The sequence below is a fragment of the Streptomyces sp. NPDC053673 genome, assembly GCF_055585225.1.
Map to the genome: position 1 here is coordinate 57152 of NZ_JBVJKN010000023.1, position 13097 is coordinate 70248.

Annotated in this window: 11 protein-coding genes; 4 read left to right on the plus strand and 7 right to left on the minus strand. The window is 71.3% G+C overall.

The window, feature by feature from the left end; genetic code table 11:
- Positions 1–112: 112 nt before the first annotated feature.
- The 7 genes from ACZ6ZQ_RS27565 to ACZ6ZQ_RS27595 all read right to left on the minus strand — a co-directional run bounded on the left by ACZ6ZQ_RS27565 (position 113) and on the right by ACZ6ZQ_RS27595 (position 8425).
- Positions 113–1522 (minus strand): aldehyde dehydrogenase family protein, encoded by a 1410-nt coding sequence (locus ACZ6ZQ_RS27565; protein WP_469771193.1) that lies wholly within the window; start codon positions 1520–1522, stop codon positions 113–115.
- The gene (locus ACZ6ZQ_RS27570; RefSeq protein WP_469771194.1) at positions 1515–2837 is read right to left on the minus strand and encodes a flavin monoamine oxidase family protein; all 1323 of its coding nucleotides are present in this window, start codon (positions 2835–2837) and stop codon (positions 1515–1517) included. Before ACZ6ZQ_RS27570 ends, ACZ6ZQ_RS27565 begins: the two co-directional genes overlap by 8 nt.
- A 47-nt stretch (positions 2838–2884) precedes the next feature.
- Positions 2885–3991 (minus strand): ABC transporter ATP-binding protein, encoded by a 1107-nt coding sequence (locus ACZ6ZQ_RS27575; RefSeq protein WP_469771195.1) that lies wholly within the window; start codon positions 3989–3991, stop codon positions 2885–2887.
- Positions 3992–3996: 5 nt separating this feature from the next.
- A complete protein-coding gene (locus ACZ6ZQ_RS27580) occupies positions 3997–4929 on the minus strand; it encodes an ABC transporter permease (protein WP_469771196.1) in 933 nt (310 codons plus the stop codon).
- Positions 4926–5828: an ABC transporter permease gene (locus ACZ6ZQ_RS27585; protein ID WP_469771197.1), complete on the minus strand. Its 903-nt coding sequence runs from the start codon at positions 5826–5828 to the stop codon at positions 4926–4928. The genes ACZ6ZQ_RS27580 and ACZ6ZQ_RS27585 overlap by 4 nt, the downstream gene beginning before the upstream one ends.
- A gap of 4 nt (positions 5829–5832) precedes the next feature.
- Positions 5833–6969 (minus strand): polyamine ABC transporter substrate-binding protein, encoded by a 1137-nt coding sequence (locus ACZ6ZQ_RS27590; protein ID WP_469771198.1) that lies wholly within the window; start codon positions 6967–6969, stop codon positions 5833–5835.
- Between the two features lie 217 nt (positions 6970–7186).
- On the minus strand, positions 7187–8425 hold the full coding sequence (locus ACZ6ZQ_RS27595; protein ID WP_469771199.1) for an aromatic ring-hydroxylating oxygenase subunit alpha: 1239 nt from the start codon (positions 8423–8425) through the stop codon (positions 7187–7189).
- Positions 8426–8831: 406 nt separating this feature from the next.
- Here ACZ6ZQ_RS27595 and ACZ6ZQ_RS27600 point away from each other — a divergent pair, with 406 nt between their 5' ends.
- Genes ACZ6ZQ_RS27600 through ACZ6ZQ_RS27615 form a run of 4 tightly spaced genes read left to right on the plus strand, consistent with a single transcriptional unit; the run spans position 8832 to position 13024 of the window.
- Positions 8832–9281 (plus strand): hypothetical protein, encoded by a 450-nt coding sequence (locus ACZ6ZQ_RS27600; protein ID WP_469771200.1) that lies wholly within the window; start codon positions 8832–8834, stop codon positions 9279–9281.
- The gene (locus ACZ6ZQ_RS27605; RefSeq protein ID WP_469771201.1) at positions 9278–10759 is read left to right on the plus strand and encodes an NADH-ubiquinone oxidoreductase-F iron-sulfur binding region domain-containing protein; all 1482 of its coding nucleotides are present in this window, start codon (positions 9278–9280) and stop codon (positions 10757–10759) included. Before ACZ6ZQ_RS27600 ends, ACZ6ZQ_RS27605 begins: the two co-directional genes overlap by 4 nt.
- 11 nt (positions 10760–10770) lie before the next feature.
- Complete coding sequence (locus ACZ6ZQ_RS27610) at positions 10771–10962, plus strand: ferredoxin (RefSeq protein WP_453668716.1); 192 nt, start codon at positions 10771–10773, stop codon at positions 10960–10962.
- A gap of 1 nt (position 10963) precedes the next feature.
- Positions 10964–13024 (plus strand): acetate--CoA ligase family protein, encoded by a 2061-nt coding sequence (locus ACZ6ZQ_RS27615; RefSeq protein WP_469771202.1) that lies wholly within the window; start codon positions 10964–10966, stop codon positions 13022–13024.
- Positions 13025–13097: the final 73 nt, after the last annotated feature.

Below are 13097 nucleotides of genomic sequence, written 5' to 3' on the forward strand. Positions count from 1 at the left end.
CACTCTAGGGACGGCCACTGACAATCGGCCGGGCCGCTTCGTCGCCCGCTGGAACTGTCCTCGCGTGCCGCACAGGATCGTGCCGCCTGCCGTACCAGCATTGGACATCGGGCTACAGCATCACATGCTTGACCTGCGTGTAGTCCAACAAGCCGACGAGCGACAGATCGCTGCCGTAGCCGGAGTGCTTGACTCCGCCGTGCGGCATCTCGGCCACGGTGGTGCCGTGGGTGTTCACCCACACGATCCCGGTGTGCAGTGCCCGTGTCGCCCGCATCGCACGTTCGTGATCCGTCGTCCACACGCTTGCCGCAAGCCCGTACCGCACGTCGTTGGCGAGCCCCAGGGCCTCGGCCTCGTCGGTGAAGGACTGGACGGTGACGACGGGGCCGAAGATCTCCTCCTGGACGATCTCGTCGCTCCGGCGGACTCCGGTGACGACGGTGGCCTCGTGGTAGTAGCCGGGCCCCGGTCGCCCGGAACCGCCTGTGACGATCTTCGCGTGACGGGGCAGCCGGCCCAGCAGGCCTTGGACCGAGACGAACTGGGTGGCGTTGTTGATGGGGCCGAAGTCGGTGCCGGGGATGAGGGCCGACGCGTGGGCGGTGAACGACTCCACGAACGCGTCGTGGATGCCGCTCTGCACGAGCAGACGCGCGGGAGCCGTGCAGTCCTGGCCCGCGTTGTAGTAGGCGACCGCGGCCAGTTGCGCAGCGGTCGACGCGATGTCGACGTCGTCGTGGATGATGACCGGTGCGTTGCCGCCGAGCTCCAGATGGACGCGCTTGAGGTCCATGGCTGCTGCGGCGGCGATCTGCTGCCCGGCGCGGACGCTGCCGGTGACGGCGATCAGCCGGGTTGCCGGGTGGGCGACGAGGGCGCGTCCGGTGTCGCGGTCGCCGCACACCACGTTGAGGACCCCGGGCGGCAGGTGTTCTGCGGCGATCCGGGCGAGCAGGGCCGTCGACGAGGGGGTCGTGTCGGCGGGTTTGACCACGGTGGTGTTCCCGGCGGCGATCGCCGGGCCGATCTTCCACGCGGCCATCATCAGGGGGTAGTTCCAGGGGGTGATCTGGGCACAGACGCCGATCGGTTCCCGCCGGAGGAGCGAGGTGCGTCCCTCGGTGTATTCGCTTGCTGCGGCGCCCGGCAGGTTCCGTGCCGCTCCCGCGAAGTAGCGCAGTGTGTCGGTGACCGCGGGCAGTTCGTCGGCCCGGAACAGGCCAGTGGGTTTGCCCGTGTCGCCGGTCTCGGCGTCGACCAGGTGCTCCGCGTGTGTCTCCATGGCGTCGGCGATGCGCAGCAGTGCACGTTGGCGTTCGGCCGGCGTGGTCGTGGACCACCGCTCGTAGGCGTCGGCCGCGGCCGCGCAGGCGGCGTCGGTGTCGGCCCGGCCGGAGAGCGGGGCGGTGCCGTGCGTCAGGCCGGTCGTCGGGTCGACGAGATCCGTGGTGCGGCCCGACGCGGCGGGCACGTCCACTCCCCCGATGTGGTTGAGGACCACATTGCTTTTCTCAGTCACGGGTGAGTGCCTCTTTCGCCGCGGCGCGGCCGGTGCGTACCGCGCCTTCCATGTAGCCGGCCACCCATTGGTCGGATCCGCAGACGTAGAAGGGCGGTTCGTGGGTTCCGTGCAGGGGGCCGACGGCCATGACGTCGCCGGGTACCCACTGGGTGACGTAGCCCCGGGTCCAGGGGTCGGTGCCCCACATCCGCACGTACGTGCTCAGTGGATAGTGAGCCTCCTCGCCGTAGAGCCGGGCGATGTCGAAGAGCAGTTCGTGCTCCCGCAGCGCCTCGGGCATGCCGAGCAGTACGCCGTACCGCTCGGGCGGGACGAGGGCGGAGAGGATTCCCCGGTTCTGCGGCCAGGTGCTGCCGACGACGCCTTCGCACTCGGACAGTCCGTTCAGGTCCGAATCGCGCCAGAACGGCTTGTCGTAGGCGGCGACGAACTTGGCGGCCAGGGCCTGCCGCTGGCGGTGCAGGGAAGCGAGCCGGGCGTCGGAGACTCCGGTGACCGTGAGACGCCGCAGGGGGCCGACGGGGAGCGCGCTGACGATGGCGCCGGCGGTGAGCGTCTCCCCTCCGGCGAGGCGTACGGTGCAGCCGGCAGGCCGTACGGCGATGGCCTCGACGGGGGCGCCCAGGCGTATCCGGCCCGCCAGCGCGTCGGCCATGCGCAGGGCGACGGTCGCCGAGCCTTCGGCGATCCGCAGTCCTTCCCAGTCCTCGTAGTCGTAGTGCTCGCTCTCGTCCCCGCCGGGCACCGCGGCGTGCTTGCGCAGGGCGGACAGGAGCGAGGTTCGTTCGTACGAGCCGCTTGCCAGGGCGAGTTGGCCGATCTCCCACAGGCGCACCACGGCGGGGCTCGCGCCTTCGGAGCGCAGCCAGCCGGCGACGGACAGGGTGTCGAGGGCGTCGGCGTCGGGATGCGCCCAGGGGTCGTCGGGGGCGACGCTGTGGGCGAGTGCCGTGAAGGTGCTGGTGAGCCGGCGGTGGCAGGCGTCGTCCCCGGGGCCGAACCAGTGCGGCGGGTCCCCGGCGGAGATCCCTTCGGGTGTGGCGCGGGCCATGGCGCCGGGTTCGGCGACGTAGCTGGGTACGAGCGTGAGTCCGAGTTCTTCGGCGAGGGCGAGGTAGGCCGTGTGGGCGCGGCCGACGACTTCTCCGCCGAGTTGTACGAGCCGGCCGTCGGGCAGAGTGGTCTGCTCGACGCGTCCGCCGACCCGGTCACGGGCCTCCAGGACGAGTACGTCGGCTCCGCCGGCCGCCAGGTCCCGTGCGGCGGCGAGTCCGGCGAGTCCGGCGCCGAGCACGATGACGTCGCGGTTCATCGGGGGTGTTCTCCCTTCGGTGGGTCGGCTGGGAGGCTCGGGACGGTTCAGTCCAGGACCAGACAGTGTTCGGGCTTCCAGCCGAACTCGACGCGCTCGCCGCCGCTCCAGCGGTCCTCCATGCGTGAGCGGGCGGTGTTCTGCTCCAGGACGGACAGGACGATTCCGGGGGCGAGTTCGATGAGGTAGGTCGTGGTGGCGCCGGAGTAGACGGTTTCCCGGACGACGCCTTCGGCCCGGGCCATGCCCGGTTCGATGTCGGTGAGCCAGATCTTCTCGGGACGGATGGAGAGGCTGACGCGGGTGCCGTCGGTGACACCCGCGCGGGTGCCCACGGGAAGGGAGGGCCCGTCGTCGAGGGTGACCTGGCCGGAGCGGTAGGTGCCGGGTACGAGGTTGGAGATGCCCATGAAGGAGGCGACGAACCGGTTGGCCGGGTGCTCGTACACGTCCTCGGGGGTGCCGCACTGCTCGACGCGGCCCTCGTTCATCACCGCGATGCGGTCCGACATGGTGAGCGCCTCGTCCTGGTCGTGGGTGACGAAGACGAACGTGATGCCGATCTCTCGCTGGATCTGCTTGAGTTCGACCTGCATGTGGCGGCGGAGCTTGAGGTCGAGCGCGGCGAGCGGCTCGTCGAGGAGCAGCACCTGGGGGCGGTTGACGAGGGCGCGGGCCAGGGCGACACGCTGGCGCTGGCCGCCGGAGAGGGTGCGGGGCTTGCGGTCGGCGAATCCGTCGAGCCGGCAGCGTTCGAGCATGGTGGCGACGCGTTCGCGGATCTCGGCGCGCCCGACGCCTGCGCGCTTGAGTCCGAAGGCCACGTTGTCGGCGACCGACAGGTGGTCGAAGAGGGCGTAGCTCTGGAAGACGGTGTTGACGTTGCGCTTGTTGGGAGGCAGGGCGGTGACGTCTTCGCCGCCCAGCAGGATGGTGCCGTCGGTGGGGTCGGTGAATCCGCCGATCATGCGCAGTGAGGTGGTCTTCCCGCAGCCGGAGGGGCCGAGGAGCGAGAAGAATTCACCCGGCGCGATGTCCAGGGTGAGGTCGCGGACGGCGAAGGAGTCGCCATAGCTCTTGCTGATCGCGTCGAGCCGGACCGCGGGTTCGGTGTGCGTCGCCGCGATGGCGGCCGAGGTGGTCGTCGTGGTCACGGGTGTCACTTCCCGGAGAGGAGGTCGAGGCCGCCGCGACGGCCGAACAGGCGCGGGATGAACAGAGCGAGGGCGATGAGGCCGATGGATCCGGCGAGCATCAGGGTGCCGACGGCGTTGATCGTGGGCTGTACGCCGAACCGGATCGCGGAGTAGATGCGGACGGACAACGGCTGCGGATCGACGCCGGTGGTGAAGTAGGCGAGGACGAAGTCGTCGAAGACGAGGGCGAAGACGAGTACGGCGGAGGCGAGGATGCTGGGGAGCAGCGCGGGCAGGGTGACCAGGCGCAGCGCCTGCCAGCGGCTGGCTCCGAGGTCCATCGCGGCTTCTTCGACCTCGGGGTTGAGGGCCGCGATCCGGGACCGGAGGATGACCGTCACATAGGAGATGGAGAAGGTGATCTCCGCGAGCATGACGGTGCCGGTGGACAGCGTGATGCCCATGCCCTTGAAGAGCAGCATGGCCGCGACCCCTGTGACGATCTCGGGGGTGATCAGGGGGACGAGCATGATCAGGCCGGCCAGGGAGCCCAGCCGGCTGCGACAGCGGACCAGGCCGAGTGCCAGGGCCACACCGAGGACCAGCGAACCGGCCATGGCGACCAGGGACACCCGAAGGCTCATGCCGAGTGAGTCGAGCAGGACGTCGTCCTTGAGGAAGGCCGAGTACCAGCGGAGGCTGAAGTCCTTGAAGACGGTGAGGGACTTCTGGGAGTTGAAGGAGAAGAGGACGACGACGCCGATGGGCAGGTAGAGGAGCGCGAAGAACGCGGCCGTGACGGCGAAGGCGAAGCGGGGCTTGCGGTCGGTGCCACGGCGGCGCCTGCGGAGGCGGGACGCGCCGGTGGCCGGGCTGTTTCCCACGCGCGTGTCCATGGCGCGGACCGCACGCAGGGCGGGGCGGCGCTGCGGTTTGAGCGCCGGGCGGAGAGTCATCGCGTCATCACCGCTTCGTCCTTGCGGGCCCGGCGGAGGTAGCCGACCATCCCGAGGAACAGGACCGCCATCATGAGCATGGTGAGTGCCGAGCCGAGCGGCCAGTTCTGGCCCTGGAAGAACTTGTCCTGGATCAGGTTGCCGATCATGATCTGGTCGGGGCCTCCCATCAGCTGGGCACTCACGAAATCGCCCATCGCGGGCAGGAAGACGAGGACGCAGCCGGCTGCCGCTCCCTGCCGGGTGGCCGGCAGGGTGACGAAGAAGAAGGTCCGCAGGGGACCTCCGTAGAGGTCGCGGCCCGCCTCGATCAGCGAGACGTCCATGCGCTCCAGGGCCGCGTACAGCGGGATGATCATGAACACGACGAAGCCGTAGACCAGTCCGGCGATGACACCCACGCCGGACTGCAGAATCTTCGTGCCGCTGTCGGCGAGCCCGATGGCGCGCAGGGCCTTCAGCAGGGGGCCGTCGTCGGACAGGACGACGGACCAGCCGTACATCCGGACCAGGTAGTTCGCGAAGAACGGGACGACGATGGCGGCGATCAGGAAGTTCTTGAAGCGTCCGCCGTGCAGGGCGATGGCGTAGGCGACGGGGTAGGCCACGGCCAGGCAGATGACGCAGGTGATCAGTGCGTAGCCGAGGGAGCGCAGCAGCACCGCCCGGTAGGCGGGTTCGGCCAGTGCCGTGATGTTCTCGAAGTTGAGTCCGAATTGCGGATTGCCCAGGGGGTCGGTGGTGCCGAGCGCCAGTGCGGACACCAGGACGAGGGAGGCGATCAGGAAAGCGGACATCCAGAGGGTGCCCGGGACCATGAGCCAGGTCCACAGCCGGTTGCCGCCCGCGGACGGTCGTCTGCGGGGCCGGGTCAGGGCGTGATCTGTGCGTCGTTGCATGTCGTCAGCCGGCCTTCACGCGGGTCCAGGCGGTGTCGCGGGCCTGTTCGCCCTTCGGGGTGACGTTGCGGAAGTAGAGCTCGTCCTTGAGGTCGGCGCTGGAGACCTGGCACTCGGGGAACGGCTCCACGAGCGCGGCGTAGGTGTCCTCGGTGCCGGCGACGGGCATCGGATAGCCGATGTACTCGATGTTCTTCTTCACGTTCTCCGGGCGGAGCATGTAGTCGATGAAGAGCATCGCTGTGCCGGGGTGGCGGGCGTCGGAGGGGATGGCATAGCAGTCCGAGTTGACCGGGGCCCCTTCCTTCGCCACTTCGAAGCCGAAGATCGAGGGGTCTTTCGCCTGGTTGAGCATGGCGGCCATGTCGCCGCTCCAGGCCTGGGTCATGGCCGCGTTGCCGGTGAGCAGGTTGTTGTAGCTGTCGCTCGAGAAGCCGCGCAGATGGGGCCGCAGGGAGCGCAGGGAGTCGGTGATGCGGCCCAGCTCACCCTCGGCGCTCGTGGAGACGTCGAGTCCGAGCTTGAGCGCTGCCATGCCCAGGACTTCGTCCCGGTCGTCGAGGAGGAACACCTTGCTCTTGGCCCGGGCGTTCCACAGATCGTCCCAGGAGCCGGACAGGTCGCTGCCGATCTTGTCCTTCCGCCAGCCGATCCCTGTCTTGTACATGGTGAAGGGGACGGTGTGCCGGGCACCGGGGTCGTACCAGGGGTCGGCGAAGTAGTCGTAGTGGCTGAAGACGGCGTCGGCGTTCTTCAGCCGGTGGTGGTCGATGGGGCGCAGCCGGTTTCCCTGCGCCAGCCGCTGGGCCCATTTCGCGGTGGGGAAGATGATGTCGTAGCGATTGCCGGCGTTGAGCTTGGCGGCCATGCCTTCCATCGAGTCGAAGTTCGACTGGATGACCTTGACTCCGTACTCCTTCTCGAATCCCTCGAAGACGGCCGGGTCGACGAAGTCGGCCCAGTTGAAGTAGACGAGGTCACCGTCGACCTTGACGTCGATGGGCTTCTCGTCGGCCTTCTCGGCGGCAGGGCCGGACGAGGAGAATCCGCAGCCGGCGGCGGTCAGGCCGAGACCGGCGACCGCGGCGGAGCCGGTGCGCAGGAAGGAGCGGCGGGACGGGGGAAATGCGTCGGGGGACATCCGTGGTCCTCTCCGTAGGGTCCGTGCGGGCAACGGACACCTGGTGCGGGCGGGGTGGTCCTGGCATGTGTGCACGTGGGGGGGCCAGGGAGCCGCGGGCCGGTTCGGGGGGACCGCCTGCGTGCTCGTCAGGGGGTGGCCTTGGCGGTTCATGCTCCACGCCGGCCGTAGGGCGGATTCGGCTCGGTGCCGCTCGTGCGGCCGGTGGGGGTCAGGCTCAGGGCGCCGCGCCGTCGAGGTCGGCACGGATGCGGTCGGCGAACCAGCCGACCGCGGCTTCGCGGCGGGACAGGGGTCCGGGCTCGAAGCCCGGGGTGGAGAGTCCCTTCTGCACACGGGCCACCAGTTCGGCGTCCTCGTCGTTGGTGATCCAGCCGATGTGGATGTTCAGCCGCCGGGCGAGCTTGGTGCGCAGCCCGGTGCCACGGCGCGTGTAGAACGCTCCGGGTACGGCCACGCGGTCCACCGCCGTCGGGATCGCGGTCCAGGCAAGCACATGGTCGGGGTAGAAGTCGATGAGTGTGTTCGGATAGATCACGGCGTACCGCCAGACCCGCCGATCGGCCTCGGTCAGGCCGGGCATGGGTGCGGCGATGCGCTGGTAGAGGCGCTCGGCCCAGTTCGAGGACGGTTTGTCACGCAGAGGTGAGGCGAACAGCGTGTAGGCCTCATGGATCTCGCTGGTGTAGGCCTGATAGTCGAGCAGGCGCATCAGGCCCGGATGGGCGACGGGTACGTGATAGCCCTCGAGGTAGTTGTCGACGGCGACCTTCCAATTGGCGTGCTGCACCTCCGCGGCGTCCAGGTCATGGATACGACTGCGGCCGATGGGCACCAGATCGGCCCCGGCGTAGTTACCGACTGCCTCGGCCAGCCCGGCACACTGCTCGCCGAGGGGTACGGCGTCCTGGTCGAGGTTGACGAACACGAAGCCGAGGAACGACTCCACGCGGACGGAGAACAGTCCCAGCTTCGGCTTGTCCAGGCACGGGATCTGCCGCGCCTCGGGGGCCCCGACCAGGCGCCCGTCGAGTTTGTACGTCCAGCCGTGGTAAGGGCACCGGATGGCCTTGCCGGACGGCTCCGGCCCGGTGACCAGCCGGGTGCCACGGTGCCGGCAGATGTTGAGGTGGGCGGCGAGGGCGCCGTCCTCGGTGCGGACGACCAGCACCTCGCGGCCGGCGACCGTGGCGGCGAGCCGGGCGCCCGGCCCGGGGAGGTCGGATTCGTGGCAGACGAGCTGCCAGGACCTGGCGAAGATGTGCCGGGTCTCCGAGGTTGCCGTGTCCGGGTCGGTGTAGTGGTGGGCGGACAGTGCCCGGCTCGGGGCCTCCAGGCCCGCTCCGTGTTGACCGGTGCTGCGCCGGTCGGCATCAGCGGAGCCGGTGAGGCCTGCGGGGCGCTCCCGCTTCAGTGGCGCCGAGGGCGCCGTGGGTGCTTCGGTTTCGGGCTGCATCGGCTGGTTCCTCCATGCCGCGCAGGCGGCGATCGGTAGTGAGGCGGCCCAGGGGCGGTCGGCGGGGCCCGGCGAATGCAGGACCGCCTGACTAATTGGTCAGTCAGATTGCTGACGGGTTTCCGCACTGTCAAGACTTGCAGCCTGACTAATTGATTAGTTAGCGTAGTCCTCATCGCCGCTCCCCGGCGATTGCGGACCTTTCTCGTGAACCGGATGCCGTCGGCTTCCCGGCCGGCCCGCCGTCCGGTCCCGTACCGCTGAATCCCCCGTCTCATGGCGCCCCGTCCCTGCCCAGGCCACGGACCCGGTGTGCACCACACCCTCGGCTCCCCCAGGCACCTCGGCTCCCCAACCGGTCCGGTCGCGCCCTGACGGATCCCCACCCCTCTCACCGGAGGCACGCATGAGCGGTCGTCGGAGTCTCGTCTGGCTCGGGCTGACACCCGAACCGGAACGGGAGCTGCCGCCAGCCGTCGCCGCCCTGCGCACCCGTGCGCGGGACGCAGCCGCGACGCGGCCCGAGCCGGCCGCCGCCGCCGAGCGGCGGCGGGTGGAGCGGCTGATCCTGCACGGCAGCGAACGCAGCTGGCTGCGCTATCTCGCCGAGGTCACCGACCTGGTCACCGCGGTCGCCGAAGGCTCCGCGCCAGGAGACCGCGGTGCCGCGCTGGTTGCGGGCGAGGTCGTCCTGGACCACCACCGGATGCTCATCGGCCTGCCCGGTCCCGGCTACGAACGGACAGCGCCCGACCGCAAAGCGCTGGAGACGGCGCTACGGGCCCTGCGCGCCGGCACGGCCGGGCGTACGGGCGACCAGGAGTCGGCACCTGCGGCGGAAGGAGGCCGGGGATGACCTCGGACCCGGGGCCGGGAGCCCAGCCCGTCGGGGAAACGGAGGCCGGCACAGCCGGACGGCGGGGAGCGGCCCGGACAGCCGGAGCCCGCGCGGGCCACGGGGCCGGCGCCACCCGAGAGCCGGTGGCGAGCCGGCGTGCGGACGCGAACGTGATCGGGGGTGCGGCGACGGCTGTGGCCACCACCCGCATCCGGTCCCTCGTGCCCGGCGGACCCGGCACCGTGCTCGGCCCGGCGCCCGACGTCGCGGAGAGCGCCGAGGCGTACCTCGAAGCAGGCGGTTACCAGGAGACGGCCGGGCCGGCAGAACTGCTGGAACGGATTGCCGACGCCGGGCTGCTCGGCCGCGGCGGTGCGGGATTCCCGGCCGCCGTGAAACTGGCGGCCGTCCGGGACGCGGGCGGCGTGCCTGTCGTCGTGGCGAACGGCGAGGAGGGCGAGCCGGGGTCGGTCAAGGACCGCTGGCTGCTGCGGGCCAGGCCGCACCTCGTACTGGACGGACTCGCCCTCGCCGCCGCGATCACCGGGGCCTCACAGGGCTACGTCTATCTGTCCGACCCCTACGCGGCCGCACGCGTCCGCCGTGCCCTGGCCGAGCGTCCCGCGCCGCTGCCGGTCGAGGTGATCGAAACCGGTCACACCTATGTGGCGGGCGAGGAGACCGCTGCCGTACGGCGCATCAACGGCGGGCCCGCCCTGCCGTCCGCCAAGCCGCCGCGCCCGTTCGAGCGCGGCGTGGCCGACCGGCCGACCCTGGTCTCCAACGTCGAGACGCTCGCCCGGATCGCTCTCATCGCCGCTTACCCGCAGCGGCGCCACGACATCGCCCACGGCACACTGCTCAGCCTGTCCTCCGACACCGGCACGGCACTGCTCACGGAGGCCCCCTACGGCACCACCCTGCGCCGGCTCGCCGCAGCACAGGGCAGCGACGACGCGACCGCAGCGCTCATGGGCGGATTGTTCGGCGGGCTGATCGGACCGGGCTCGCTGGACCTCCCGCTCGACCACGGCGCAATGGCCGGGGCGGGCACGGCGCTGGGCTGCGGTGCGATCCGCTTCCTCCGGCCGGGCGAGTGCCCCGTCGCCGTCGCCTCCGACGCCGTGGACCATCTCGCGGCCGAGAGCGCCCGCCAGTGCGGCGTGTGCGTCTCGGGTACGGCCGCCATACGGGATTCGCTGCGGCGGCTGACCACCGGCACCGCGGCCGCCGACACCGCCGAACGGCTGGAGCGCTGGTCGTCCGGGCTGCCCGGACGCGGCGCGTGCGGGCTTCTCGACGCCGCCGCGCGTACGGCGGGCAGCCTTCTCGACGCGTTCCGCGGACTCGTGCGCGGTCATGTCGAGGCGGCGTGCCCGGCCTGCACCGCCGCACCCCCGACCGGCGGTCACCGGCTCGTGGTGCACGTGCCGCGTGTCGCCGACGACCCCCCTGCCTCCCCCACCCTCTCGGCTCCCCGCGCGTGCCCTCGCTGATAAGGACCCCCATGAAACTCTTTCTCGACTCCACTCGCTGCCAGGGCTACGGGCTCTGCCAGGAGCACGCCCCCGATCTGGTCGAACTCGACGAATGGGGCTATGCGGCGGTGCTCGCCGTCGACGTGCCGCCCGGCGAGGAGGAGGCCGCGCGCGCCTGCGCCGAGAGCTGCCCCAACTCCGCACTCCGGCTGGAGAAGTGACATGGGACGTGACCTGACGGCGCTGTTCAGCCCCAAGTCCGTCGCCGTCGTCGGCGCCAGCGACGATCCGGCCAAGTACGGTCACGCGGTGGCCGCCCAGGCGTTGCGCGCGCCCGAACGGCGGCCCGTGCACCTGGTCAACCGCCGCGGCGGCACGGTCCTCGGCCGCCGTGCGGCAACGAGTCTCGGCGAGATCGGGGAGCCCGTCGAACTGGTGGTGATCTCCGTGCCCGGCGCCGGGTTCGAAACCGCCGTCGACGACGCCCTGGCCTGCGGAGCCCGCGCCATCGTCGCTATCACCGCCGGCTTCGCCGAGGCCGGCACGGCCGGGCTCGCCCGCCAGCGGGCGGTCGTAGCGCGGGTGCGGGAGGCGGGCGCGGTGCTGGTCGGCCCCAACTGCCTCGGTATCGCCGACAACACGACCGAGCTGTACCTCGCCTCGGACACCTTCACGGACGGCGGTGTCGCGCTGCTGAGCCAGAGCGGCAATCTGGCTCTCGAACTCCAGCTCCGCATGGCGCCGCACGGCCTGGGCTTCTCCCGGTTCGTCTCGCTCGGCAACCAGGCCGACGTCACCCTCGTCGACCTCGTCGAGGACTGCGCACGGCACGAGTCCACTTCGGCGATCGCCGTGTACGCCGAGGACTTCGGCGACGGCCGTGCGTTCGCCCGGGCCGCCGCCGCGGCGGGCAAGCCTGTCGTCCTGCTGGCCGGGGGCCGCGGCACCGCCTCCGCCCGCAGCGCCCAGTCCCACACCGGCGCGCTCACCACGTCCGCGGATGTGGTGGCCGCCGCCTGCCGGGACGCCGGTGTGGCACTGGTGGCCACGCAGCGCGAGATGGCCGTCGTACTCGCCGCACGGAGCGCGGGGGCACGTGCCCGGGGACGGCGTACCGCCGTCTTCACGGACGGCGGCGGGCACGGTGTGATCGCCGCCGACGCGGCGGAGGCCGCCGGTCTCGACGTACCCGAACTCGGCGCCGGGGCACAGGACCGGCTGCGGGCGGTCCTGTGGGAGCAGTCCGCGGTCGCCAACCCGGTGGACCTGGCCGGGATGGGCGAGCAGAGTCCACGGTCGTACGCGGACACGGTCGGCGGACTGCTCGCGACGGACGAGGTCGACGCCGTACTGATGACGGGCTACTTCGGGGGCTACGCGGCCTCCGGCAGCGGTCTCGGGGGCGGTGGAGCCACCCTCGCCGAGGGCGAGGCCGAGGCCGCGCGGGAGATCGTCGCCCACTGGCGGACCACGCCGAAGCCGCTGGTCGTGCAGTCGATGTATCCGCAGTCGCCGAGCTGCCGCACCCTGGCCGGGGCTGGCATCCCGGTGTTCTCGGCGACCGAGGACGCCGCCCGCGCCCTGGCCGCGATGGCAGTGACAGGCGCGGACGGGGCGCCGGGGGTCCCCCCGCTGCCTCCGGCCGCCGCGCCGCTGCGCGACGCAGGGCACCACGGGATACGGGGCCTCCTGGCTGCCGCCGGCGTGCCGTTCCCGCAGGCCCGCGAGATCACCTCCGAGTCCGAACTCCTCGCCGCGGCCGACGCGTTCACCGGACCCTACGTTCTCAAGGCCCTGCATCTCCTGCACAAGTCCGACGCGGGCGGGGTCGCCCTGCGGCTCGCCGACCGGCAGGCACTGCTGGCCGCGTACCGGGAGATGCACAGCAGGCTCGGCGCGCCGTCGTACTCGGTCGAGGCGATGGCGGATCTCAGCGACGGCATCGAGCTGATCGTCGGCGTCAACCGCGACCCGAGGTTCGGTCCGGTCGCCATGGTCGGTCTCGGTGGCGTACTGACCGAGGCACTGCACGACGTCGCCTTCGCCCTGGCGCCCCTCCCGGCCGCGCGTGCCGCGGAGCTGCTGCGAGGCCTGCGGACGGCCGCACTGCTGTCAGGTGTCCGCGGACGGCCCGCCGTGGATGTGGCCGCCGCCGCGGACGTCATCGAGCGGATCACCACCGTCGCCGCGGCCCATCCGGAGATCGCCGAACTCGAGGTCAATCCACTTCTGGTCCGCCCGGACGGCGTGCTCGCCCTGGATTCCCGCGCCGTACCGGCCTGACAGCCCGCCCCCGTCCCATCACCGCGCCGCACCCTGCCTCGTACCACCTCCCACGCCCGTCCCGACCGAAAGG